The sequence below is a fragment of the Rhodobacter sp. 4.3.4 genome (assembly GCF_058724655.1).
The window spans coordinates 376126-400877 of record NZ_CM178967.1 but is presented as its reverse complement, the minus strand read 5'-3'; the positions used below and the strand labels follow the sequence as shown (position 1 = coordinate 400877).

General features: G+C 65.7%; 27 protein-coding genes and 1 tRNA gene. 11 read left to right on the top strand and 17 right to left on the bottom strand.

Annotated elements, in window-relative coordinates; genetic code table 11:
• Positions 1-2 precede the first annotated feature (2 nt).
• From AC4PTB_RS01950 to AC4PTB_RS01940, 3 genes are all read right to left on the bottom strand, one after another.
• Entirely contained in the window at positions 3-851 is an 849-nt protein-coding gene (locus AC4PTB_RS01950; RefSeq protein WP_492191428.1) for an asparaginase domain-containing protein, read from the bottom strand.
• A gap of 102 nt (positions 852-953) precedes the next feature.
• A tRNA-Arg gene (locus tag AC4PTB_RS01945) sits at positions 954-1030 on the bottom strand.
• 110 nt (positions 1031-1140) lie between these two features.
• Entirely contained in the window at positions 1141-2544 is a 1404-nt protein-coding gene (locus AC4PTB_RS01940) for a sensor histidine kinase (protein WP_492191427.1), read from the bottom strand.
• A gap of 278 nt (positions 2545-2822) precedes the next feature.
• Between AC4PTB_RS01940 and rpmH the strand changes: the two genes are divergently transcribed.
• The 8 genes from rpmH (at position 2823) to yihA (ending at position 9627) form a co-directional block, all read left to right on the top strand.
• Positions 2823-2957, top strand: a complete 135-nt coding sequence (rpmH, locus tag AC4PTB_RS01935) for a 50S ribosomal protein L34 (protein WP_013066095.1) — start codon at positions 2823-2825, stop codon at positions 2955-2957.
• A 17-nt stretch (positions 2958-2974) separates the two neighbouring features.
• Positions 2975-3463: a ribonuclease P protein component gene (gene rnpA / locus AC4PTB_RS01930; RefSeq protein ID WP_492191426.1), complete on the top strand. Its 489-nt coding sequence runs from the start codon at positions 2975-2977 to the stop codon at positions 3461-3463.
• Entirely contained in the window at positions 3460-3729 is a 270-nt protein-coding gene (gene yidD, locus AC4PTB_RS01925) for a membrane protein insertion efficiency factor YidD (RefSeq protein ID WP_492191425.1), read from the top strand. Before rnpA ends, yidD begins: the two co-directional genes overlap by 4 nt.
• On the top strand, positions 3722-4606 hold the full coding sequence (ttcA, locus tag AC4PTB_RS01920) for a tRNA 2-thiocytidine(32) synthetase TtcA (RefSeq protein WP_492191424.1): 885 nt from the start codon (positions 3722-3724) through the stop codon (positions 4604-4606). The genes yidD and ttcA overlap by 8 nt, the downstream gene beginning before the upstream one ends.
• A 147-nt stretch (positions 4607-4753) precedes the next feature.
• Complete coding sequence (locus AC4PTB_RS01915; protein ID WP_492191423.1) at positions 4754-6226, top strand: EAL domain-containing protein; 1473 nt, start codon at positions 4754-4756, stop codon at positions 6224-6226.
• 136 nt (positions 6227-6362) lie between these two features.
• The gene (yidC, locus tag AC4PTB_RS01910; protein WP_492191422.1) at positions 6363-8225 is read left to right on the top strand and encodes a membrane protein insertase YidC; all 1863 of its coding nucleotides are present in this window, start codon (positions 6363-6365) and stop codon (positions 8223-8225) included.
• A complete protein-coding gene (locus AC4PTB_RS01905) occupies positions 8222-8977 on the top strand; it encodes an MOSC domain-containing protein (RefSeq protein ID WP_492191421.1) in 756 nt (251 codons plus the stop codon). The genes yidC and AC4PTB_RS01905 overlap by 4 nt, the downstream gene beginning before the upstream one ends.
• Positions 8977-9627, top strand: a complete 651-nt coding sequence (gene yihA, locus AC4PTB_RS01900) for a ribosome biogenesis GTP-binding protein YihA/YsxC (protein ID WP_492191420.1) — start codon at positions 8977-8979, stop codon at positions 9625-9627. The genes AC4PTB_RS01905 and yihA overlap by 1 nt, the downstream gene beginning before the upstream one ends.
• Positions 9628-9774: 147 nt before the next feature.
• Here yihA and AC4PTB_RS01895 read toward each other — a convergent pair whose 3' ends face one another.
• Complete coding sequence (locus tag AC4PTB_RS01895) at positions 9775-10506, bottom strand: SDR family oxidoreductase (RefSeq protein WP_492191419.1); 732 nt, start codon at positions 10504-10506, stop codon at positions 9775-9777.
• 128 nt (positions 10507-10634) lie between these two features.
• Here AC4PTB_RS01895 and argB point away from each other — a divergent pair, with 128 nt between their 5' ends.
• Genes argB through AC4PTB_RS01880 form a run of 3 tightly spaced genes read left to right on the top strand, consistent with a single transcriptional unit; the run spans position 10635 to position 12654 of the window.
• Positions 10635-11513, top strand: a complete 879-nt coding sequence (gene argB / locus AC4PTB_RS01890) for an acetylglutamate kinase (RefSeq protein ID WP_492192574.1) — start codon at positions 10635-10637, stop codon at positions 11511-11513.
• A 2-nt stretch (positions 11514-11515) separates the two neighbouring features.
• Positions 11516-12136 (top strand): ferredoxin, encoded by a 621-nt coding sequence (locus tag AC4PTB_RS01885; protein ID WP_492192573.1) that lies wholly within the window; start codon positions 11516-11518, stop codon positions 12134-12136.
• Complete coding sequence (locus AC4PTB_RS01880; RefSeq protein ID WP_492191418.1) at positions 12133-12654, top strand: SixA phosphatase family protein; 522 nt, start codon at positions 12133-12135, stop codon at positions 12652-12654. Before AC4PTB_RS01885 ends, AC4PTB_RS01880 begins: the two co-directional genes overlap by 4 nt.
• An 83-nt stretch (positions 12655-12737) precedes the next feature.
• On the opposite strand, the gene AC4PTB_RS01875 is transcribed toward AC4PTB_RS01880, so the two are convergent.
• The 13 genes from AC4PTB_RS01875 to AC4PTB_RS01815 form a co-directional block, all read right to left on the bottom strand.
• Positions 12738-13529, bottom strand: coding sequence for an amino acid ABC transporter ATP-binding protein (locus tag AC4PTB_RS01875; RefSeq protein WP_492191417.1), 792 nt, complete (start codon positions 13527-13529; stop codon positions 12738-12740).
• 10 nt (positions 13530-13539) lie between these two features.
• Entirely contained in the window at positions 13540-14844 is a 1305-nt protein-coding gene (locus AC4PTB_RS01870; RefSeq protein ID WP_492191416.1) for an amino acid ABC transporter permease, read from the bottom strand.
• A gap of 1 nt (position 14845) precedes the next feature.
• Positions 14846-16126, bottom strand: a complete 1281-nt coding sequence (locus tag AC4PTB_RS01865; RefSeq protein ID WP_492191415.1) for an amino acid ABC transporter permease — start codon at positions 16124-16126, stop codon at positions 14846-14848.
• 125 nt (positions 16127-16251) lie between these two features.
• Entirely contained in the window at positions 16252-17268 is a 1017-nt protein-coding gene (locus AC4PTB_RS01860; protein WP_492191414.1) for an amino acid ABC transporter substrate-binding protein, read from the bottom strand.
• A 219-nt stretch (positions 17269-17487) separates the two neighbouring features.
• A complete protein-coding gene (locus AC4PTB_RS01855; RefSeq protein ID WP_492191413.1) occupies positions 17488-18201 on the bottom strand; it encodes an ATP12 family chaperone protein in 714 nt (237 codons plus the stop codon).
• Entirely contained in the window at positions 18198-18854 is a 657-nt protein-coding gene (locus tag AC4PTB_RS01850; protein ID WP_492191412.1) for an HAD-IA family hydrolase, read from the bottom strand. The genes AC4PTB_RS01855 and AC4PTB_RS01850 overlap by 4 nt, the downstream gene beginning before the upstream one ends.
• Complete coding sequence (locus tag AC4PTB_RS01845) at positions 18851-19918, bottom strand: RluA family pseudouridine synthase (protein WP_492191411.1); 1068 nt, start codon at positions 19916-19918, stop codon at positions 18851-18853. Before AC4PTB_RS01845 ends, AC4PTB_RS01850 begins: the two co-directional genes overlap by 4 nt.
• On the bottom strand, positions 19915-20292 hold the full coding sequence (gene crcB / locus AC4PTB_RS01840) for a fluoride efflux transporter CrcB (RefSeq protein ID WP_492191410.1): 378 nt from the start codon (positions 20290-20292) through the stop codon (positions 19915-19917). The genes AC4PTB_RS01845 and crcB overlap by 4 nt, the downstream gene beginning before the upstream one ends.
• A 31-nt stretch (positions 20293-20323) precedes the next feature.
• Positions 20324-21631 (bottom strand): replication-associated recombination protein A, encoded by a 1308-nt coding sequence (locus AC4PTB_RS01835; RefSeq protein WP_492191409.1) that lies wholly within the window; start codon positions 21629-21631, stop codon positions 20324-20326.
• Between the two features lie 78 nt (positions 21632-21709).
• The gene (locus AC4PTB_RS01830; RefSeq protein ID WP_492191408.1) at positions 21710-22300 is read right to left on the bottom strand and encodes an acyl-homoserine-lactone synthase; all 591 of its coding nucleotides are present in this window, start codon (positions 22298-22300) and stop codon (positions 21710-21712) included.
• Positions 22301-22348: 48 nt separating this feature from the next.
• Positions 22349-22960, bottom strand: a complete 612-nt coding sequence (locus tag AC4PTB_RS01825) for an autoinducer binding domain-containing protein (RefSeq protein WP_013066073.1) — start codon at positions 22958-22960, stop codon at positions 22349-22351.
• A gap of 182 nt (positions 22961-23142) precedes the next feature.
• Positions 23143-23562: a 50S ribosomal protein L17 gene (gene rplQ, locus AC4PTB_RS01820; RefSeq protein ID WP_492191407.1), complete on the bottom strand. Its 420-nt coding sequence runs from the start codon at positions 23560-23562 to the stop codon at positions 23143-23145.
• 132 nt (positions 23563-23694) lie between these two features.
• On the bottom strand, positions 23695-24711 hold the full coding sequence (locus tag AC4PTB_RS01815) for a DNA-directed RNA polymerase subunit alpha (RefSeq protein WP_444463899.1): 1017 nt from the start codon (positions 24709-24711) through the stop codon (positions 23695-23697).
• Positions 24712-24752 lie beyond the last annotated feature (41 nt).

Below are 24752 nucleotides of genomic sequence, written 5' to 3'. Positions count from 1 at the left end.
CATCAGGAAAGCCAAAGCCGGATCAGCGCCGCCTCGGGCGTTTCGCGGCCGCCGTTTTCGACGCCCGCGGCCCAAAGCGCCGCCCCCGCCGCATAGGCGCCCGGCGCCAGCCCGCCCGCCTCGCATTGGCTGACCGCGCGCAGCCGCTTGCCCGCGGCCACCGCGTCCCGCAGCGCCGACAGGATCGCCGGTTCCTGCATCACCGTCCCCGCACCGAAAACCCGCAGCACCGCGCCATCCAGTGCCTGCAACATCGCCGCGAAAGCCGCGCCGGGCAGACCGGGCGAGAGCGTCAGCACGGCGAGCCGCCGCGCCGGATCGAAGCGGCGTGTTTTCGGCGCGGGTGCGGCGTCCTGCGGCTGAGCGCGAAAGGCATCGCGTGCCTGGCTGTCATGTTTCACCAGCCCACCGGCCGCGATCAGCCGCCCGTCAAAGGCCAGATCAACCCCCATCCCGGGCGCCTGGGCGGCGGCAAGCGCCAGATCCAGATTGCGCTCGGCATCGCCCCCCTGCCCCAGGGGCAGCATCGAACCGCACAGAATCACCCTGCGCCCGGTGCCCGCCAAAGCCTGCGCCAGCGCCGCCCCGGTGAAGGCCATGGTATCGGTGCCATGCGTCACCAGCGCGGGCAGGCCCGGATGCGCGTCGAGCACATCCAGAATCGCATTCCAGTCCGCCGGGCCGATATCGGCACTGTCGCGCAGCGGCGTGAAGACATGGGTGTGCAGCACCGCGCCAAGGGGCAGACGCGCCGCCAGAGCCGCCTCCACCAGACCGGGCTGCGGCGCCAGACCCAGCGGGCCGGGGGCCATGCCGATGGTGCCGCCAGTATGAATCAGAAGCAGGATCATCGGTCTCTCCCAAGCCGCGCCCGCTTTGCGCTTAGGGCCAAGGCCCCGGCCGGGCAATAAAAAACACGCCCGAAGGCGTGGCTTTCACTGTCGAAGAGGAAGTGGCGGACCCGGAGCGATTCGAACGCCCGACCCTCAGATTCGTAGTCTGATGCTCTATCCAGCTGAGCTACGGGTCCGTCGTGGGGGGCGATGTAGCCCCGCAGGAAAACCTTTGCAAGCCCGAAATCGATGCGATCGAAAGATTTCTTTCCGCCCCCCGGATTTTACCCGGTTTTCGGGGCATCGCTCAGACCGCGGCCTCGTCGCCCGCCAGAAGCAGCGGCCGCGGCAGGTGCAGGCGGAATTCGGTTCCGGTCTCGTCGCTGCGCTCAAGCTCCAGCCGCCCGCCGTGGCCGCGCACCAGTTCCGCCGAAATCGCCAGGCCAAGCCCGGTGCCGCCCTTCTTCACCCCGCCCGAGAAGGGCTGGAACAGCCGCTCCCGCGCTTTCGCGGGCAGGCCCGGCCCGGTGTCCTGCACGCGGATCCACCAGCCCTCGGCCTCGTCGCCCGCGCCGATCTCGATCGTGCCGGGCTTGCCCGTCGCCTCGATCGCCTGCCGCGCGTTGCGGGCGAGGTTCGACAGCACCCGGTAAAGCTGCTCGCGGTCGGCATGGATCTCGAAGCCCGGCGGCACGTCGGACAGGAAGTCGACCACCGCGGTCAGGCCCTGTTCGCCCTCGACCACCTCGGCCACCAGCACGGCCAGATCAAAGGGTTCCAGCCGCGGCGGCGGTTCTTCGGCGCGACCGAAAGCCAGGGTCGTCTCGCAAAGATTGATCGCGCGGCCGATCGAGCCCATCAGCTTCGGCGCCGCCCGCTGCACCGCAGGATCGTCCGATCCCTCCATCCGGTCGGCAAAAAGCTGCGCCGTCGTCAGGATATTGCGCAGATCGTGGCTGATCTTCGCCACCGCCTGACCCAGCTGCGCCAGCCGTTCCTTTTGCCGCAAGGCCGCCGTCAGCTGATGCTGCATCGAGGCCAGCGCCTCCTCGGCCACCCGCAGCTCCTCGATCCGGGCTTGGGGGCGGATGATCGTGCGGGCATCCTCGGGCGCGGCGGCATAGGCGGCCATATGCGCCACGACGCGCTTGATCGGCACCACCATCAGCCGACGCACCAGGAAGAACAGCAAAAGCGCCGTCACCACCGAGACCACCGCCGACAAAAACAGCAGCCGCAGCCCCGATTCGATCATCGCCAGCCGCATCGGCTGCGTGGCCAGCGTGACCTCGATCACCAGACCGCCCTTTTGCACCGGATCGCCGATCACCCGGATCACGTGATTCTGCGGATCGGCCAGCACCGCCAGCGCATCGCGGACGAGATTGACGAAGGGCTCCTCGCGCAGGTCATAAGTGGCCGAGATCGGTTGCGGGATCGGCGAGGACAGCACCAGTTGCCGCACCGCATCGCGGCGCAGAACGACGTTGTAGACCCCGGCATTGTCGAGCAGCTCCTGTTCCAGGTCAGGCTCGATCATCATGTCGGTGGTCAAAAGCGCGAGCGAGGCGATCTGCGCGCGCTCAAGCCGCGTCTGCAGATAGTCCTCGCGGAAATTTGCCAGCCCCGGCAACAGGATCAGCACTTCAGCCAACACGACGAAGACCGTCGTGAGCACAAGAAACCGCCCGGAAAGCGTGTTGACCTTCATCCTGTCCCGATCGGCGGCGACCCGCCCGGGGGTCCTTTCGCCCCCCTTTGTCGCTTCGGCATTTCTCAGGAATACCAAAGCCTTTTGCATCTACATAGGGGGCGCGTGGCAGCAGCGGAAGGGCGCAAACGCCGCGCAGGCGCGGGATGCGCAAAAAACCCGCAAGGATGAATTGACTTGTGCGGGCGATGCCCCTAAAGACCGGGCTTCAATTGCAGGGCGGCCGAATCCGGCAGGAATTCAGCTGCCCCCCCGACAAGACAACCGGAGTATCCGCGATGAAACGCACTTTCCAGCCGTCGAACCTCGTTCGCGCCCGCCGTCACGGCTTCCGCGCCCGCATGGCGACCAAAGGCGGCCGCAAGGTTCTGAACGCCCGTCGCGCCCGCGGCCGCAAGGTCCTGTCGGCGTAAGGCTGACGGCCTGACCGATGACACCGCCGGAGGCGCCCGCAACTGACCCGAAGGGTCGGGACCCGGAAAGCCTCCCGGCGGTTTCTTCATGTCCGGGCAAGACCATCATCGTCCTGCGCAAACGCGCCGATTTCCTGCGTGCCGCCTCGGCACAGCGGATGAGCGCGCCCGGCTTTCTCTTGCAGGCGCGCAAGCGCGGCGCGGCCGACACCGCCCCCGCCGATCTGATCCGCGTCGGTTTCACCTGCTCGAAGAAGCTCGGCAATGCCGTGGCCCGCAACCGCGCCAAGCGTCGGCTGCGCGAGGTGGCGCGGCTGGGCCTGCCGGATCTGGGCCTGCCGGGCTGGGATTATGTGCTGGTCGGCCGCCCCGAGGCCACGGCCAGCCGCGATTTTGCCGCGCTGCAGGCCGATCTGGTTCGCGCCATCACCGATATTCACGCCGGGCGCAGCCTGAAGCCGCGCCCCCTGGGCGAGGTGCCAAAGGGCCGGAGACGGGGCAAATGAGCCCGCTCGCCTTTCTGATCTCCCTGCCCGTGCGCGGCTATCGGCTGCTGCTGTCCCCCTGGGTCGGGCATGGCTGCCGCTACCAGCCGACCTGTTCCGCCTATGCGATGGAGGCGCTCGAACGCCACGGCGCGCTCAAGGGGGCTTGGCTGGCGGCGAAGCGGGTCGCCTCGTGCCACCCCTGGGGCGGGCATGGCTACGACCCGGTGCCGGGCGCCGATCCGGCCTTTGACGCAACGCGGCACAAGGATCACGACCATGGCTGACGAGGATGACACCGGCCTGCCGCCGCTGCTGGCGGGGGCGCCGTCTTCGACCGAATTCAAGAAGTTGCGCAAGCGCATCCTGCGCGAGACCCGCGAGGCGATCGAGACCTATGGCATGGTCAGGCCCGGCGATCGCTGGCTGGTCTGCCTGTCGGGCGGCAAGGACAGCTACACGCTGCTCGCCGCGCTCGTCGAGCTGAAATGGCGCGGCCTGCTGCCGGTCGAGCTGCTCGCCTGCAACCTCGATCAGGGCCAGCCGGGCTTTCCCGCCACCGTGCTCCCCGACTTCCTGACCCGGATGCAGGTGCCGCACCGGATCGAGTTTCAGGACACCTATTCGGTGGTCAAGGACAAGATCCCCGAAGGCCAGACCACCTGCAGCCTGTGTTCGCGGTTGCGGCGCGGCAATCTTTACCGCATCGCCCGCGAAGAGGGCTGCTCGACGGTGGTGCTTGGCCATCACCGCGACGACATCCTTGAAACCTTCTTCATGAATCTCTTTCACGGCGGGCGGCTGGCAACGATGCCGCCGCGGCTGCTGAACGAGGAGGGCGATCTGTTCGTCTGCCGCCCGCTTGCCTTCGTCGCCGAGGCCGATTGCGAGAAATTCGCCCGTGGCATGGGCTATCCGATCATCCCCTGCAATCTCTGCGGTTCGCAGGAGGGGCTGCAACGGGTGCAGGTCAAGCAGATCCTCGATGCCTGGGAGGCGCGCAGCCCCGGCCGCCGTCAGGTGATGTTCCGGTCGCTGATGAATGTCCGCCCCTCGCATCTGTGCGACCCGGGCCTGTTCGACTTTGCCGCGCTGCTGCGGTCCGAGGCGCCGATTGCCACGGATTTTATCGAAAACATGCCAAATTTGCGCCAAGCCTATTAACCAATCCCTGACCAAAGCTGCCTAGGGTCAACGGCGAGACGGGGGCATGCCCCTTTGGACCGGGTCGAGGGCAAAATGGTCAAATCCGCAAGGAAGGGCAAGAAAACCGGGGCGAAACGGAAGGGGCCGATTCTCTGGCGCCGGGATATGGTGGCCTTTGTGCCTGCCACCGCGCTGGCCTGGCTCTGGTTCGGACTGGAGGGGATGATCCTGATCGGCGTCACCGCGCTGATCGTCGCCTGGATGAGTCGGCCGCTGGCGATCCCCGAGGAGAGCGCGGAGGAGGGCGAGGCCCTGCGGGCGCTGCCGCAACGCGCCGATGCCGAAGAGATGATGCAGGCCGCGGCACAGGATGCGCAGGCGGCGGGCAAGGGCACGGCCTGTCTGGTGATCGGCATCGACGATCCGGCGGCGGTGTCGCGGCAGATGTCGCGCGCCGAATTCGAGGAGTTCCTGCAGGCCTTCGCCACCCGCCTGCGCGGCGTGCTGCGCAACACCGACCGAATCGCCCTGATCGACAACGCCCGCTACGCGGCCATCCTTGCCCCGACGCACCGGCCCGATCTGGAAAGCATGATCCAGCTGGCGGGGCGGCTGCAGCTGGCCTGCGGCGCGCCCTATTCGATCACCGGACGCAGCGTGAACATCACCAGCCATGTCGGCTTCTGCCTGATGACCCGCGCCCCCGAGCCGACCGGGCGGGCGATCCTGACGGCCGCCGAAACCGCCGCCGAGGAGGCCGCGCGCCATGGTCCGGGCAGCATCCGGGCCTATGCGCCGGACCTCCCGGGCTTTGTCCGGCCGCGGGGCGCGCTTGACAACGAGATCACCCCCGCGCTCGAGGAAGGCCGCATCGTCGCCTATTTCCAGCCGCAGATCAGCACCGACACCGGGGCGATCTCGGGGATGCAGGCGGTGCCGCGCTGGCTTGACCGCGATCGCGGCATCCTGGGCGAGGCCGAGATCCTGCCCGCCGTCACCGCGAACGGGCTGCAGGGGCGTCTGGCGGAAGTGATGCTGTTTCAATGTTTCGGCGCGTTGCGCGACTGGGACAAGCTGCCTGCGGGGCCGGGCGTGGTGAGCCTGCCGGTCGGGCTCGAGCATGTCACCGATCCGAAGATGTTCGACCGGCTGAAATGGGAATTCGACCGCTTCGACACGGCGCCGCAGCGGATCGGTCTGGTGCTGCACCGTGACATCACCGCCCGGCTCGACGACGAGGTGGTGATGCGCAACATCTCGCAATGCGCGAAGATGGGCTGCCGGATCGAGCTGGCCGGGTTCGGCACCGGGCCGATCTCGGTCTCGGCGATCCGCCGCACCGGCGCCGAACGCATCCGCATCCACCGCTCTTTCGTGACCAATGTCGAACGCGACCCGGAACAGCAGCGCCTTGTCGCGGCGATCATCTCCTTTGCCGCCGGGCTCGGCCTCGAGACCCTGGCCGAAGGCGTGGCGACGATCGGCGAACATGCGATGCTGGCGCAGCTCGGCTGCCATCATGTGCAGGGCAAGGCGATCTCGGCGCCGCTGCCGCTGGATGAATGCGCGGGCTGGATGGGACGCCATGATGCGCGGCTGGCCTCGATCCCGCGGCCGGACCTGCGCCGCGGCGCCTGATCCCCGCCGCCGTGCCGCTGCGACATAAGGCTGGAATCGCCGCTTGCGGCGGGCGCGCGCGCGAAACCGCTTGACCTTTGGCCGCCCCTTCTGTTGAACCGGGCCGACTCCGGATCGGCAGGGGAAATGCACGCCCATGGACAATCAAAACAGGAACCTCATCCTTGCGACGGTGCTTTCGGCACTGGTGATCGTCGTCTGGACCGTCTTCTTCCCGCCGCCGAAACCGACCGCTTCGGACCCGGCCGTGGCGGAGCAGACCGCGGCGGGGCAGACCGCGACCCCGGCGCCCGCCGCCGCCCCTCTGGCCACGGCCGCGCCCGCGGTCGAGCCCGCGCCCGAGGCGCCGCGCGTCGCCATCGACACGCCCGCGCTGACCGGCTCGATCTCGCTGCTTGGCGCGCGGTTCGATGACCTCTCGCTCAAGCATTACCACGAGAAACTCGACCCCGCCTCGCCGCTCGTGCGGCTGCTGGCGCCGGTCGGCGGCAGCGATCTGAATGCCGCCAAGCCCTATTACGTGGTGCAGGGCTGGTCGGCGCTTGCGGGCGTGACCGCCGCGCAGGTGCCCGGGCCGAAGACCCTTTGGACCGCGCCCGCAGGTGCGAAGCTGACGCCCGAGACGCCGCTGGTGCTGACCTGGGACAATGGCGCCGGGCTGACCTTCACCCGCACCATCGCCGTCGATCCGCAATATCTGTTCACCGTGACCGATGCGGTGACCAACACCGGCGCCGCGCCGGTCAGCATCGCGCCCTGGGGTATCATCGCCCGGCACGGCATTCCGGCGGGCAACCGCGTCTATGTGCTGCACGAAGGCGCGGTGCGGATGACCAACGGCGAGCTGCAGGAGATCAAATACAAGAAGATCACCGATCTTGACGCCGTCGCGGGCGAGGGTCAGGCCGATGTGCGCAGCGCCGAGACCGGCGGCTGGGCCGGGTTCACCGACAAATACTGGATGACCACGCTCATTCCGGAAACCGCGCGCTTCACCTCGGTGGTGAAATACGTCCCCTCGGCCGATCTTTACCAGACCGAGACCCGCCAGCCCGCCGTCGAGATCGCCGCCGGGGCCAGCACTTCGGTCACGATGCGACTTTTCGCGGGCGCGAAGGAATGGGAAGCGATCGCGCAATATCAGAACGATCCCGGCATGTTCGACCGGCTGTTCGGCGACAAGATCGACCCGACGCAGCCGCAGATCACCCGTTTCGTCGATTCGATCGACTGGGGCTGGTATTACTTCCTGACCAAGCCGATGTTCCGGCTGCTGCACTGGCTGCATGCGGTGCTGGGCAACATGGGCTGGGCGATCATCGCACTGACCGTGATCATCAAGCTGATCGTCTTCCCGCTGGCGCGGACCTCCTACATCTCGATGGCGAAGATGAAGGAAATCCAGCCCGCCATGGAGGCGCTGAAAGAGCGCACCAAGGATGACAAGCAGGCGCTGCAACGCGGCATGATGGAGCTGTACAAGCGCGAAAAGATCAACCCCGCCGCGGGCTGTCTGCCGATCCTGCTGCAGATCCCGATCTTCTTCTCGCTTTACAAGGTGATCTACGTCACGATCGAGCTGTACCACGCGCCCTGGATCGGCTGGATCAAGGACCTCTCGGCGCCCGATCCGTCCTCGATCCTGAACCTGTTCGGCCTGCTGCCCTATGCGACGCCGGAACCGGGTTCGCTGCTGTTCATCTTCAGCCTTGGCGTGCTGCCGATCCTGCTGGGCATCTCGATGTGGTTCCAGCAAAAGCTGAACCCGGCGCCGACCGATCCGAGCCAGGCCGCGATCTTCGCCTGGATGCCGTGGATCTTCATGTTCATGCTGGGCGGCTTCGCCTCGGGGCTGGTGCTGTACTGGATCGCCAACAACGTGATCACCTTCGTGCAGCAATATTCGATCATGTCGCTGCACGGCAAACGGCCTGACCTGTTTGGCAACATCATCGCCGGGTTCCGCAAGAAGACCGCGGAAGAACCGCCGAAGAAATGACCGGACGGTTGACCCATATCGTCCGGCATCCGATCAAGTCGGTCGGCTATGAGGACATCGACAGCGCGCCCCTGATGCAGGGGCGCGTTCTGCCTTTTGACCGGGTCTGGGCGGTGTCGCATCAGGCGGCGAAATTCGACAGTCCCCTGGGCACCTGGGCGCGCAAGATGAATTTCCTGCGCGGTGTCGCCGCCCCGAAGCTGATGGCGGTGCAGGCGCAGATGCAGGACACCGGGCAGATCACCCTGACCCATTCCGAGCGCCCCGCCCTGACCGTCGATCCCGACCGGCCCGAGGATCAGGTGCGGCTGATCGACTGGCTGCGCCCGCTCTGGCCCGAGAGCCGCCCGGCGCCGCGCGCCGTCGAACGGGTCGAGGGTGTCGCGCTGGCCGACATGGCCGAGCCCTATGTTTCGCTGCTGTCGCTTTCCTCGCTCGCCGCGCTTGCTCAGGCCGCCGGGCAGGATCTCTCGCGGCATCGCTTCCGCGGCAATCTCTGGGTGGACGGCTGGGCGCCCTGGGCCGAGCGGGATCTGCTGGGCAAACGGCTGCGCCTTGGTGCGGCCGTGCTCGAGGTGGTGATGCCGATCACCCGCTGCCGGGCCACCTGCACCGATCCGGTGACGGGGACGGAAGATCTTGAAATGCTGGACCTGCTTGAGCGCCTGAACGGCGACTGGCATTTCGGCTGTTATGCGACGGTGATCGAGGGCGGCACCATCACCCTTGGCGACCCTGTGGAGGTGCTTTGATGCAGATGCAATTCACGCTGGCCCCGGAGCCGGAGCAAGAGGCGCGCGAACGTGGACGGCTGCTGTTTGCCGCGCAGGTGACGTTCCTCAAGGGCGTCGTCGCGATGGCGGGCCTGCCCCCTGCCGACCGGATCGAGGTCTGTTTCGCGGGCCGCTCGAATGTGGGGAAATCCTCGCTGATCAATGCCCTGACCGGGCGCAAGAACCTGGCCCGCGCCTCGAACACGCCGGGCCGCACGCAGGAAATCAACTTCTTCAGCACCGAGGGCGGCCCCTATCTGGTCGACCTCCCCGGCTACGGTTTCGCCGAAGCGCCGGTGGCGATCGTGAAGAAGTGGCAGGCGCTGCTGAAATCCTATCTCTCGGGCCGCGCCACTTTGCGCCGCGCCTTCGTCTTGATCGATGCGCGCCACGGGGTGAAGGCGGTGGACGAGGAAATCCTGCAGCTGCTCGACCGCTCCGCCGTGACCTTTCAGGCGGTGCTGACCAAGGCCGACAAGATTTCCAGGGCCGAGCTGGAGCGGGTGATCGAACAGGTCAAGGGCGCGCTGGCCAAACACCCGGCCGCCTATCCCGAGATCGTCGTCACCTCCTCGGAAAAGGGCGAGGGCATCGAGACGCTCCGCGCGATCATCGCGACGCTGGCGTGAGGGGGAGGCGGCCCCCGTCCCTGCGGGCCTGCCCCGGGATATTTTAGGCAAGATAAAGGGCCCTTTCCCCTTGGCCGAAATATCTCGGGGGCCTGAAGTTTACCTGTCGCGGCGCAGCCGGGGGGCAGAGCCCCCCTCGCCCGCCGGTCAGACGTGCTGGCCCGCGTTCACCTCGATCTCCGTGCCGGTGACATAGCTTGACGCATCCGAGCACAGGAACCAGATCACATCGGCCACTTCGCGCGGCTGGCCAAGGCGGCGCAGCGGTAGGGTCTCGACGATCTTTTCGGTGCCGGGCGAGAGGATCGAGGTCTCGATCTCGCCGGGCGCGATCGCATTCACCCGCACGCCCAGCGGCCCGAAATCATGCGCCATTTCCCGCGTCAGCGCCTTCAGCGCCGCTTTCGAGGTCGAATAGGCCGCCCCCGCAAAGGGATGCACGCGCGAGCCCGCGATCGAGGTGACATTCACCACCGCGCCCTTGGCTGCCGACAGCTCGTCCTTCAGCCCGCGGGCGAGCACGATCGAGGCGAAGAAGTTCACATGGAACACCTGCCCCCAGGTCCGCAGGTCGGTGTCGATGGTGTTGAGCCGCGAGCCCCCCGGCCCTTTCGGCGAAATCCCCGCATTGTTCACCAGCGCATGCAGCTTGCCATCCAGCCGCGACTTGATCTCGTCGATGGCCTGGATCGTCGCATTCGGATCGCCCAGATCGAGCTGGATGTGATCCTCGCGCCCGCCGCCCCAGGGGCATTGCTCGGGAAAGGGCTGGCGCGAGCAGGTGATGATCCGCCAGCCCTCGCGTGCGAAGCGCTTCACCGTGGCATGGCCGATCCCGCGGCTTGCCCCAGTCAACAGCATTACCTTCCGTCCATCCATGCCCGTTCTCCTGCTTTTCCCCTTCGATGTAATCACCCCGGCGGCATTGGCAATGCCCTTGGCAGGGGGCGCGATTGGTTCTAACACTTTCCCGACTTCCCCGAGGGCACCTGATGAGAAAACAGACGATGGACCGTGACTGGATCGCCACCGCGAAAACGCTTTCCGAAGCGCTTCCCTATCTGCAACGCTACACCGGCGCGGTCGTCGTGGTGAAATTCGGCGGCAATGCCATGGGCGACGACGAGGCGATGGCGGAATTCGCCCGCGATGTCGTCTTGATGAAACAGGTCGGCATGAACCCGGTCGTGGTGCATGGCGGCGGGCCGATGATCAACGAGATGCTGGCCAAGCTTGGCATCAAGTCGGATTGGGTCCGCGGCAAGCGCGTCACCGACAAGGCCACGGTCGAGGTGGTCGAGATGATCCTCTCGGGTCTGGTGAACAAGCGCATCGTGCAGGCGATCAACGATCAGGGCGGCCGCGCTGTCGGCATTTCCGGCAAGGACGACGATCTGATGGTCTGCGAGGCGGATGACCCCGAACTCGGTTTCGTCGGCCGCCCGGTCGAGTTGAACGTGCAGATCGTGCGCGACCTTTACGGCGCAGGGCTCATTCCGGTGATCGCCCCGGTGGCGACCGGCATGAAGGACAACGAGACCTTCAACGTCAACGGCGACACCGCCGCGGGCGCCATCGCGGGCGCGTTGCAGGCGGACCGGCTGCTGCTTCTGACCGATGTCGCGGGCGTGAAGAACAAGGCGGGCGAGGTCATCACCCAGATGAGCCCCGACGAAGTCCATGCGCTGATCGAGGATGGCACGATCTCGGGGGGCATGATCCCGAAGGTCGAAACCGCGCTGAAGGCGGTCAAGGAGGGCGTGCGTGCCGTGGTCATTCTGGATGGCCGGGTGCAGAACGCCTGCCTGCTGGAGCTGTTCACCGAACACGGGGCGGGCTCGATGATCCGCACGACGCAGACGCGGATGATGCCGCGCCGCCGGTGAGCCTGCCGCAAGCCCTGACCGGGGCGCTGGCCGCAGAGCATCTGTTCGTGGCCGGTGCCGTTCACGCGGTGCCGGAAACGGTCCTGCTCCTCTCTCCCGACGAGCCGGGCTTCTGGCCCCATGTCACCGCGCAGCCGGAATTTGCCGATGGCGGCCCCGATCCGCTCGACCGCTGGTCAAAACGGGTGATCGGGGCGCTTGCCACGGCCTTCGGCGGGCGCGCGGTCTTTCCCTCGGACGGGCCGCCCTACCCGCCGTTCTTCGCCTGGGCAACCGAGTCGCAGCAGGCCTTTCCCTCGCCGGTTCAGATGCTTGCACATCCGCGGATGGGGCTTTGGACCTCGTTTCGGGGGGCTTTGGCGCTGCCCGGGACACTTCCCCGCCCCCCTGCGTCAAAACACCCCTGTTCGGGCTGCGCGGCGCCCTGCACCACCGCCTGCCCCTGCGGCGCCCTGTCAGAAAAGGGCTATGACGTTGCCGCCTGTCATGCGTTCCTTAACACCGGGGAAGGGGAAAACTGCCTTTCCGGTGGATGTCTTGTCCGGCGCTCTTGCCCCCCGGGTCAAAGCTATGGCAGGCTGGAGGCTCAATCCGCTTGGCACATGAGGCACTTCCACAGATGACCCCCCTCGGACACCGTCGCCTGATCCTCACCCGCCATGCGAAATCGAGTTGGGACGACCCCCTGATGGCCGATGCCGACCGCCCGCTGAACGCGCGCGGACGCTTCGCGGCACATGAGCTGGGCGATTTCCTCGCCTCGCGCGGGCTCGAACCCGAGGAGGTGCTGTGCTCCCCCGCCGCCCGCACCCGCGAGACCTGGGAGGGCGTCGCCTCGGCGGTGATCGAGACCCGGCCCGAGGTGCGTTATATCGACAGCCTCTATCACGCGACGCCCGAGACGCTGCTCGATGTGCTGAAAACCGCGACCGCGCCCACGGTGATGCTGATCGCGCATAACCCGGGCATTGCCGAATTCGCGGCTTCGCTGCCGTCGCGGCCGAATTACGACCCGGATTTCCGCAAATATCCGACCTGCGCCACCCTGATCGTCGATTTCCAGATCGACGACTGGTCGCAAGTCGCCCCCGGTCAGGGCTCGATGCTCGACTTCTTCCTGCCCGCCAGCCGCGGCAAATAAAAAGGGCTGCCCTGCGGCCGCCCCTTTATCTTGCCGCAAATATCCCACGGGGGTGCGGGGGTGTGAAACCCCCGCTTCTGCCGTCAGTGTCCCAGAATCTGGCTCAGGAACTGCTTCGTCCGCTCCGATTGCGGGTTGCGGAAGAAATCATGCGGGTTGTTCTGCTCGACGATCTGCCCGTCCGCCATGAAGATCACCCGGTTCGCCACCGCCTGGGCAAAGCCCATCTCGTGGGTCACGCAAAGCATCGTCATGCCTTCCTCGGCCAGCTGGATCATCGTATCCAGCACTTCCTTGATCATCTCGGGATCAAGCGCCGAGGTGGGTTCATCGAACAGCATGATCTTCGGCTTCATGCACAGGCTGCGCGCAATCGCCACCCGCTGCTGCTGCCCCCCCGAAAGCTGGCCGGGGTATTTCTGCGCCTGCTCCGGGATCTTCACCTTTTCGAGGTAGTACATCGCCGTTTCCTCGGCCTCGCGCTTGGGCACCTTGCGCACCCAAATGGGCGCCAGCGTCAGGTTCTCGAGGATCGTCAGATGCGGGAACAGGTTGAAATGCTGGAACACCATCCCGACTTCCGAGCGCACCTTGTCGATGTTCTTCAGATCCGAGGTCAGCTCGATCCCGTCCACGATGATCTTGCCGGACTGGTGTTCCTCCAGCCGGTTGATGCAGCGGATCATCGTCGATTTCCCCGAGCCCGAGGGCCCGGCAATCACGATCCGCTCGCCGCGATGCACCGTCAAGTTGATGTCGCGCAACACGTGGAACTGGCCGTACCACTTGTTCATTTGACTGATCTGGATTGCGATCTCGTCGCTCACCTGCATATGGCTGCGGTCGACCTGGTGATCATAGCTGGGCTCTGACATGAGCGCCTCCTTATCGGTGGTCACGCTTCAGCTTGCGCTCAAGATACATCGAGTAGCGCGACATGCTGAAGTTGAAGAGGAAGAAGATGACGGCGACGAAGATATAGGGTTCCCAATAGATGCCCTTCCACGCCATGTCCGAGCGCACGACATTCGAAATGCCGCGGAGCGGGTCAAAGAGCCCGACAAAGGTCACCAGCGTCGTATCCTTGAACAGCCCGATGAAGGAGGAGACGATCCCCGGGATCGAGATTTTCAGCGCCTGCGGCATGATGATCAGCCGCTGCGCCTGCCAGTAATCCAGCCCCAGCGCATCGGCGGCCTCATATTGGCCGCGCGGCAGGGCCGCCAGACCGCCGCGGATCACCTCGGCGATATAGGCGGCGGCAAACAGCGTCACCAGGATCACCACGCGCAGGATCAGATCGAAATTCGATCCCGGCGGCAGGAAGTACTGCAGCAGCAGCGAGGCGGTGAACAGCAGCGTGATCAGCGGCACGCCGCGGATGAATTCGATCACGCCGACCGAGAGCGATTTCACGATCAGCATGTCGGATTGCCGACCGAGCGCAAGCAGGATGCCCAGGGGCAGCGAGACGACGATGGCGGTGACCCCGATCACCAGCGCCAGCAGGAAGCCGCCAAAGCGGTCGCTGTCCACCTCGGACAGCGCGAAGGGCAGCACCGATTGCAGCGCCGCCTCGATCGGCGCGGCGGCGTAAAGCCAGAACAGCGCCGCGGCGACAAGGCCGATCCCGGCCGAAACCGGCACGCCGAGTTTCGGTGCCAGCGCGTTGAACGACAGGCCAAGAAGCACGAAGCCCGCCAGAACCGCCACCGGCCCCCAGACCGAGCCGCCCCACAAAAGCCAGAACGCCACCAGCGGATAGAGCAGCGCGCCCCAAAGCAGCTTGCGCGACAGGCTGTCGAACAGCACCGGCGCAAGGGCCAGGAACAGCCCGGCAAAGGTCAGGATCAGCCGCCAGTATTGATCGACCGGGTAAAAGCCGAACAGGAACTGGTTCCAGCGCACCCGGATAACCGCCCAGCAGGCGCCGGTGGCCTCGGGTCCATGGGCGGCGGCGATGATCGCGCGGCATTCGCTCAGCGAATTCGCGTTCCAGACGCCGTGCAACAGCCAGGGCGCCGCCGCCTGCACCAGCCAGACCGTCGCGAACAGGCCGAAGACCGTCAGCGCGGTATTGAGCGGCCCCGAAAACAGGTTCTCGCGCAGCCATTTCACCGCCCCCACCTGCGACACGGGGGCGGGGCGCGGCGGCAGCATCTCGGTGCGCACGAAAGAGGTCTCTGCCATCTCAGCGCTCCCTCAGCTTGATCGATGAGTTGTAAAGGTTCATCAGGCTTGAAATCATCAGGCTGATGGTCAGATAGATCAGCATCATCAGCAGCATGCATTCCAGCTCGCGGCCGGTCTGGTTCAGCGTGATGCCGCCCAGCGTGCCGCGCAGGTCCATGTAGCTGACCGCGATGGCCAGCGACGAGTTCTTCGTCAGGTTGAGGAATTGCGAGATCAGGGGCGGCACGATCACCCGCAGCGCCTGTGGCAGGATGACAAGGCTCATGGTCCGGCCCGGGCGCAGACCCAGCGCATAGGCCGCCTCGGTCTGTCCCCGCGAGATCGCCTGAATCCCCGCCCGCACGATTTCCGCGATGAAGGCCGCGGTGTAAAGCGTCAGCGCGATCAGCAAGGCGGTGAAGGCATGCTGCATCTGGAAGCCGCCGGTGAAGTCGAATTTGGTGATCTGCGGATAGTCCAGATGGAACCCCAGACCGTAAAGCAGCGCGGAAATCGGCGCGAAGAGGATCAGCAGGCTGGGCAACCAGGTCATCGGCCGGATGCCGGTCGCCTCCTGCATCGCCTTGGCGCGCGCCATCAGCCGCCGCCAGCCCCAGAAGGACGCCGACATCACCGCGAGGATCGCCAGCGCATTCAGGCTGACGGGCAGGTTCCAGCCGATATCGACGACGCCCAGCGACTGGTCAAAGGCGGGGGCGGGCAGGTTGGTGCCGCGGTTCGTCACCGCAACGGTGTCGAAAAACCACATCGAGGCCTTGGGCTCCTCGCCCGCGGCCTTCATCGCCTCGGTCAGGCGGAAATCCTTTGGCACCGGCCGGGTCTCGGCCAGGATCGTGCCCATCAGCAGGATCCAGAGCAGCAGCGGAATGTTGCGGAAGGTCTCGACATAGACCGTCATGATCCGCGCCACGAGCCAGTTCTGCGACAGCCGCAGCACGCCGATGATCGTGCCGAGGATCGTGGCGAAAAAACACCCCAGCACCGAAACCAGAAGCGTGTTCAACAGCCCGATGACCAGCGCCCGCATATGGGTGTCGTCATTCGAATAGGGGATCAGCGTCTGCGCGAGGTCATACCCCGCCCGCGTCCACAGGAAGCCGAAATCGAAATCCTTGCCCTTCGCCTCAAGGTTCACATAGGCGTTGTTGAGCAGCCAGACGAGACCGGCCAGAAACAGCAGCAGCACCATGATCTGGATGGTGATCGATCGGAACCGGGTGTCGTAAACGAGCATCGAGAGCCGAAAGCCAGCTTTCGGCGGGTCACTTGCAAGTGCCATGGTTTTCCCCTGTCCGGTCTGCCCCGCGGCTTTGCGCCGACTGCGTTCGGGCTTGTGCCCCGGCAGACCGTCCTTGAAATGCAGAATGCGGCCGGGGCTTGGCCCGGCCGCATCGAAGAAATGGATCAGCGGAACGGCGGGGCGTACATCAGCCCGCCTTGCGTCCATTGCGCGTTCAGGCCGCGCGCCAGACCGATCGAGGTCGAGGCGCCGATATTGGCCTCGAAAATCTCGCCATAGTTGCCCGAGGCCAGGATCGCGCGCTTGGCGAAATCATTGTCGAGACCGATCTTCTTGCCCATGTCGCCTTCGAGGCCGAGCAGGCGGCGGATTTCCGGGTTCTGCGTCGAGGCGGCCACTTCTTCCAGGTTGGCCTTGGTGATGCCGTATTCCTCGGCGGCGACGAGCGCGTAGAAGCTCCAGCGGACGATGTCGCCCCAGTTGTTGTCGCCATGACGCACGACCGGGCCGAGCGGTTCCTTCGAGATGATCTCGGGCAGGATCACGATATCGGCGGCATTGGGCAGCGTCGCGCGCGACGAGGCCAGGCCCGAGGCGTCGGTGGTATAGCTGTCGCAGGCACCGGCGGCGAATTTCTGCTGGCCTTCCGCGTCATCGGCGATGTTCACCGGCGTGTAGGTCATGTTGTTCGCCTTGAAGAAATCGGCGAGGTTCATCTCGGTGGTGGTGCCGGTCTGCACGCAGATCGTCGCGCCATCAAGTTCCTTGGCCGAGCTGACGCCAAGCGACTTGTTCACCATGAAACCCTGACCGTCGTAGTAGTTGACGGCGACGAAATCGAGCGCCAGCTCGGTATCGCGCGAGAAGGTCCAGGTCGAGTTGCGCACCAGCACATCGACCTCGCCCGAGGCCAGCGCGGTAAAGCGGGTCTCGCCGGTCAGCGGCACGTATTTCACTTTCATCGGATCGCCCAGCACCGCCGCCGCGACGGCCTTGCAGACCGCCACGTCGAAGCCCTGATAGGCCCCGTTGGCATCCGGCGCGGCGAAGCCGGTCAGGCCGGGGTTCGAGCCGCAGATCAGCTGGCCGCGGGCCTTGACCTCATCCAGCGTCGAGGCCGAAGCAGCGCCCGCCACAAGGGCGGCAAGTGCGACCGAGCCGAAGAATACGGATTTTTTCATGTCTACCTCTTCCTGAGTTGCCGCCTTTGCGACGGTGAGTCTGCCCTTGACGGGTCTGCAAGTTCTGTGCCGATCTTCACCGGCAGAGGAAGTTTGCGCAAATACCCCGGAATTGGTCAAGCGGTCTGAGCAATTATCAAGGTCGAAACCGCCCATTCGCCGGGCAAATGCCCGTCTCGCAGGCATCCGGCAGATCGCAAAGGCGTGCAGCTCGGGGTTTCAGGCGGTATGCCGCAGTATCCAGAATCGTCCGGCATGGATCAGCGCCGCGCGCTTCAGCGCGGCCATCTCGGCGGCTTCCTCATCCGCGCCCCATTGCGCGATCTGCCAGTCCTCGTCGATGCGCGAAAGCTGCCAGGCCTCTTCGGCGGCGATCTCGCCCTCGGCGACGGCCAAGCCCAGCACCAGCGAGCCGGTGATGCCGACCAGATCATGCAAAGCCGCCAGCTCCCAGATGTCGCAAGCGGCGACCCGGGACGCCAGCGCGGCCTGCGCCTGTTCGGGCTGCGCCACGGGCAGCACGCCCGCGGTCACGGTCAGCCGCGCCTGATAGCGGCTGTCCGCCCAATCGAGCCAGCGGTCCCAGGCCGCGGCCTGCCGCGCCACCAACTCCTCGGGCATCTTCGCGCGGTAGCACAGAAGATCGGTCTCGCCATAGGCCGCGATCAGCGCGGCCACCTCGGCGTGCTGCGCCCGCACCTTGTCGAGCGCGGCATTGGCCGAGCGCGTCACCGGCATCGTCGTCGGATCGATCTTTGCGCCCTGCGCCTGCCATTCGGCGGCGACCGCCTCGGCCATGGCCCGCGTGGGCAGAACCAGCGCCGCCTTGGCCGGGGTCTTCACCGCGCGCCCGTCGAGCGTCACCGTGAAACCGCCCTCGCAGGGCTCGACCGTGGCCGATTTCCAGAACCGTTTCGCGCTCCAACCACTCATGCAAACCTCTCCTGCAGAGCCTGTTCCAGCTCGGCGAAACTTTCAACGATCCGCCCGGCCCCGGCCTTTTTCAATTCGGATACCGGGTGATAGCCCCAGCTGACGCCGATCGTCGCCACCCCGGCCGCGCGGCCCATCTCGATGTCGAAGGTGGTGTCGCCGATCATCACTGCATCTTGCGCCTCCACCCCGGCGGCGCGGAGCGCCTCCAGCACCATCGCGGGATGCGGCTTTGACGGATGGTCATCGGCCACCTGCGCCGAGGTGAAAAGCCCGTCGAGCCCGTGATGGGCGATCAGCGCCGTCACGCCGCGCCGCGACTTGCCGGTGGCGATGGCCAAAAGCAGATCCGCGCGCCCGGCCAGATGCAGAAGACAATCCTTGGCGCCCGGGTAAAGCGGCGCGGGCGAGGCCGCGCGGCCGGTGAAATAGCTGGCCTTGTAGGCCGCAACCAGCGCCGCCTGCGTCGCCGCATCGGCGGCGGGGGCCAGTTCCGCCATCGCCACCGGCAGCGACAGGCCGACGATCGCCAGCACCGCGTCGCGCGGCGGCAGCGGCAGGCCGACGGTGCGGAACGCCTCGGTCATCGCAGCGAGGATATGCGCCTGACTGTCGCTGATCGTGCCGTCAACGTCGAAGATCGCCAGCTTCATCGGGCATCCTCGAACGGATCGAGCGGCGCTTCGCCCTCGATCCAGCCCAGTGTCTTCCAGGTCCGCAGCATGTGATCGGGCAGGGGCGCGGTCAGGGTGATGCGTTTTTTCGTGATCGGATGGTCAAAGGAAATCGTGCGGGCGTGCAGATGCAGCTTGCGCGAAATCTCGCCGCCCAGCTGCGACCCCCAGCCGTCGCCCAGATTCTCCTGCCCCGAGCCGCCATATTTGCCATCGCCGACGATCGGATGGCCCAGTTCCGCCATATGCGCGCGCAGCTGGTGGGTGCGGCCGGTGATCGGCACCAGCCCGACCCAGCTGACGCGGCTTCCCAGCCCGTCGATCACCGCGAAATCGGTGGTGGCGCGTTTCGCATCGGGCGTCGAATCGACCTTGGACGGGTGGATGCAAAGCATCTTTTCGCCCTCGCCGCCGCGGCCATGGCCGGGGGCCTTCACCAGACCATAGCGGATCGTGCCCTTCTTCGGGCTGGGCACGCCCGCCACCGCCGCCCAATAGATCTTGCGGGTGGTCTTCAGCCGGAACGATTCGGACAGCGCCCGGGCCACGCGGTCGGTGCGCGCAATCAGCAGCACCCCCGAGGTGTCCTTGTCGAGCCGGTGCACCATCTTCGGCCGGTCCTTGTAGCCGAATTTCAGCGCATCAAGCAGCCCATCGACATGCCGGTCCCCCTGCCCCGAACCGCCCTGCGAGGGCAGCCCCGCAGGCTTGTTCAGCGCGATGATATGCTCATCCTTCCACAGCACCGCGGCCTGGATCATCTTCTCATCGGCGGGCGAAATCTGCGTCGCCTCGCGCCGCGCTTCCGACCGGCTTTCGGGGGCCTTGGCGCCCGCTTCGGGCAGCGGCGGCACGCGGACTTCCATGCCGGGGCCGATCCGGTCCGAGGCCTTCACCCGCCCGCCATCCACCCGCAGCTGCCCGGTGCGGCACATCTTTTCCACCGCGCCCTGGGTGAGGGTCGGGAATTTCTTCTTCAACCAGCGGTCAAGACGGCTTTCGCCCTCGTCCTCGGTCACCTTGATCAGTTGCACCGAACTCATGCGAAAAACCCCCGTGCGAACGCCATGCCCGCGAAAAGTGCTGCCAGACCCAGAACGACCGAACCGATCACGTAACCGGCGGCCGTGGTCACCTCGCCCGCTTTCCAAAGCGTCGCCGCATCCAGCGAAAAGGCCGAGAAGGTGGTGAAGCCGCCCAGAACCCCCGTCATCAGGAAGGGGGCGAAGCGATTGCCGCCCTTCATCGCCAGCACCACGACCAGCACCCCCATCAGGAAGCTGCCGACGACATTCACCGTCATCGTGGCATAGGGAAAGCCATGGCCGAACAGCCGCGGCAGGGTGATGTTGACGAGATAGCGCAGCGCGGAGCCAAGGGCACCGCCAAGCGCGACGAAAAGCAGGGTCTGGATCATCCGGCCTCCTTTGCCCCCCGCGCCGCCAATGTCAACTGCCACGCTTTTCGCGCAGCTTCGCGAACCAGTCGACACGCTTCTTCAACTCGCGTTCAAAGCCGCGTTCAACCGGGCTGTAGAAGACCGGCCGCTTCATCCCGTCGGGGAAATAATGCTGCCCCGAAAACCCGTCTTCGGCATCGTGGTCGTATTGATACCCCGACCCGAACCCCTGTTCCTCCATCAGCCGGGTGGGGGCATTCAGGATGTGCTTGGGCGGCGGCGCCGAGCCGGTCTTGCGGGCGGCCTCGCGCGCGGCCTTGTAGGCGACATAGCCCGCGTTCGATTTCGGCGCGAGCGCCAGATAGATCACCGCCTGCGCCAGGGCCAGCTCGCCCTCGGGCGACCCCAGCCGTTCATAGGTTTCCCAGGCATGCAGGCAGAGCGTCTGCGCCTGCGGATCGGCCAGCGCGATATCCTCGACCGCCATCCGGGTCAGGCGCCGGGCGATGAAGCGGGGGTCCTCGCCGCCCTCCAGCATCCGGCAATACCAGTAAAGCGCGGCATCGGGGTCGGAGCCGCGGACGGATTTGTGCAAGGCCGAAATCAGGTTGTAATGGCCGTCACCCGATTTGTCATAATTCGCCGCCCGCCGCATCAGCCGGGTGGAGAGCGCCTCGGTATCGAGGGGCGCCGACAGCTTCCAGGCCATCACCTGCTCGATCAGGTTGAGCGCGGCGCGGCCATCGCCATCGGCCATTTCCAAAAGCGCCTCGCGCGCCGGGGCCTTGAGCGGCAGCGCCCGGCCCATCGCCTGTTCCGCCCGCTGCGCCAGCCGTTCGAGATCGGCCAAGCTGAGCCGTTCCAGAACGATCACCTGCGCCCGCGACAAAAGCGCGGCGTTCAGCTCGAAACTCGGGTTTTCCGTCGTGGCGCCGACCAGAAGGATCGTGCCATCCTCCATATGCGGCAGGAAACTGTCCTGCTGCGCCTTGTTGAAGCGGTGGATTTCGTCCACGAAGAGCAGCGTCCCCCGCCCCTGCCCCATCCGCAGCTTCGCCGCGTCAAAGACCTTGCGCAGCTCCGGCACGCCGGAAAAGATCGCCGAAATCTGCACGAAGGCGCGGTCGCTTTCATGCGCCAGCAGCCGGGCAATCGTCGTCTTGCCGACGCCGGGCGGCCCCCACAGGATCAGCGAGCCAAGCGACCCCGCCGCCAGCATTGCCCCCAAAGGCCCCTCGGGGCCAAGCACATGGGTCTGGCCGATCACCTCGGACAGATGCTGCGGACGGATGCGGTCGGCCAGCGGCCGCGGGGCCTCGGCCCCCTTGGATGCGGATGTGTCGAACAGATCGGGCATGGCGGCCCCAGCCTACCCTTGCCCGCCGCGCGGCGGAAGGGGCGATTGGCAGGGCCGCCACCGGGCTTTACCCGTGGATCAGTGCAGCTTCGCCATCAGGTCGATCGAAACGCATTGGTAATCGCCGTCACCGATGAACATCACCGGCCCGATCGGCTGCGCAACCAGCCCGCAGCGGCGATACCAGCGCGGCCAGCTTGCCGCGCTGATCGCCAGAAGCCGCGTCGCGCCCTGATCGCGCGCCGAGCGCACCATCGCCTCGACCAGCTGGAAATGCACCTTGCGACGGTCCTGCATCGGGATGTCATGTGACACGAACACGCGCGAGTTCTCCCAGACCTGCGGATCGACAGGTGCGGGCTCCCAAAGCAGATCTTGCGGGATCGATCCGCCCAATGTGCCCTTCTGGGCATCGCGAATCATGTAGCTGTAAATGCCGCAACGCGCGGTGGAGGGGGTCAGCCGAAGCCCGGCATACACCTGACCGTCGTCATGCACCGCGATCCAGCGGCTTTGCGGCGTGTCATATTGGTCGAATTCCATGCCAAGAGCCTCGGGAAGCTCCCAGCGGTTTTGAATGATGAAACTTTGCCGCCTTGCGCGAAGGATATTGGCGAAAAGCTCGCCGTGGTTGTGCATGTTGGCAAAGGAAAGTGTGGTGGTCTGCATCGGTCTACTCCGGGTTGAAAACGGCCCGGAAGTGACCGCTGCGAGGACCTACAGCAGCCGGTACTCCTTCGCTCTCTGGATTGCTTCGGCCGTGGTTCTGGCCATCAGGCGTTCGCGCGCCGACAGAAGCCGCGCCTTGAACGCAGACTGCGTGATGCCAAGCTTCGCAGCAGCAGCAGCATGTCGATCCCCGGCAGCGATGCACCGCAGGGCCTCGATCTGGGCCTTGGTCAGGCCCTCCGGCGGCTGCGCCAAGTCATGCAGACGCCGGATCTGTTGCGAGATCAGATCGATCTCGTCGTCCCGGAACTCGCGGTCCCGCAAGGTAAAAGAGGCAATCGTCCGCGAGGTGACCGGACCGCAGGACACGGTCACCCCGTAATTGAGCCCGAATCGCCGCGCCTCGCCCAGGATGTTGAACGGATCAGGCAGGGTGAATTCGCTCCAGCGGCAGGCGCCCTCTTCGGAAAAGCCCCAGGCGATCGTTGGATCGCGCAGGGCATAGGCCTGCCGGGTGTAGTGGTCTGTCCACGCTTCGGGATAGGTCTGGAACTGCATGATCGGGGCGGCAAAACGGATATGCAGGCCAATGAAATAGCCATCCGTCGCGACGCGACCGATCTCCCGCAGACACTTGTTGATTTCGGTGTGTATGGACATGCCTTTTTAGACAGGTGCTCTCGGAAAAGATCAACCGGGAATTGCTCTCGGACGGGGAAGTATTGACGAAATCCGCACCACCCGGCGCAGGGGGGCCGATGCCGTTCCACCGACGGTTGCGCCCCGACGGCAAACGAAAGCCCGCCGTTTCGGGCGGGCTTCCGTCTTTCCTTGCGGAAGACTTATTCGTCGGCCGCTTCGAAGGCGGCTTCGCGGGCCTTGTCAGCCGCGCCCTTCGCCGAGACATCGCGCTCGACGAATTCGATGAAGGCCATCGGCGCCATGTCGCCATAGCGGAAACCGGCCTTCAGCACGCGGGTGTAGCCGCCCTGACGGTCCTTGTAACGCGGCCCAAGCACTTCGAAGAGCTTGGTCACGTCCTTGTCCTGCTTAAGCATCGCCGCCGCCTGACGACGGGCGTGCAGATCGCCGCGCTTGGCCAGCGTGATCAGCTTTTCGATGATCGGACGCAGTTCCTTGGCTTTCGGCAGGGTGGTCTTGATCTGTTCATGTTCGATGAGCGAACCGCACATGTTGGCGAACAGCGCCTTGCGGTGTTCGTGGGTGCGGTTCAGACGGCGGTAGCCGCGAGCGTGACGCATGGGTCTCTCCTAAGGTCGTTTTGCTTTGTGTTGCGCCCCGTGCGTGCGGGGGGCTTCGTTGGGGCATCATGCCCAGGGTTCCCCGGCGGTCCGGGCATTTTCGGGGGGCAGTCACCCACCCCCCGGACTTTCTCAGAACTGGTCTTCGAAGCGCTTCGCGAGGTCTTCGATGTTCTCCGGCGGCCAATCCTCGACTTCCATGCCGAGGTGCAGCCCCATCGAGGAGAGCACTTCCTTTATCTCGTTGAGCGACTTGCGGCCGAAGTTCGGGGTGCGCAGCATCTCGGCTTCGGTCTTCTGGATCAGATCGCCGATATAGACGATGTTGTCGTTCTTCAGGCAGTTCGCCGAACGAACCGACAGTTCCAGCTCGTCCACTTTCTTCAGCAGCAGCGGGTTGAACTCGAGCCCGTCGTCGGCATCGGCTTTCGAGGCCGATTCCGGCTCTTCGAAGTTCACGAAGATCGACAGCTGGTCCTGCAGGATGCGGGCGGCATAGGCCACCGCGTCTTCCGGCGTCAGCGAGCCGTCGGTCTCGATCTTCATCGTCAGCTTGTCATAGTCGAGCACCTGGCCCTCGCGGGTCGGTTGCACGTCATAGGCGACCTTCTTCACCGGCGAATAGATCGCATCAATCGGGATCAGCCCGATCGGCGCATCTTCCGGACGGTTCTTGTCGGCGGCCACATAGCCTTTGCCGGTGTTCACGGTCAGCTCCATGAACACGTCGGCGCCATCGTCGAGGTGGCAGATCACGTGATCCTTGTTCAGGACCTCGATCCCCATCGATTCCGAGATGTCGGCGCCGGTCACGACGCGCGGCCCCTTGGCCGAGATCGAGAGCCGCTTCGGCCCCTCCACGTCCATCTTGAGCGAAATGCCCTTGAGGTTCAGGATGATGTCGGTGACATCTTCCCGCACGCCCGCGACCGAGGAGAACTCGTGCAGCACGTTGTCGATCTGCACCGAGGTGATCGCAGCCCCTTGCAGGGAGCTCATCAGCACGCGGCGCAGCGCGTTGCCCAGCGTCAGACCGAAGCCGCGTTCCAGCGGTTCGGCGATGACCGTGGCCTGCCGCTGCGGATCGTTGCCCGGCTTGATTTCAAGCTGCGTCGGCTTGATCAGTTCGGCCCAATTCTTGTGGATCATGCGCTCTGCCTCCATTCTTGTTCCGGACCCATGTCCCTTGC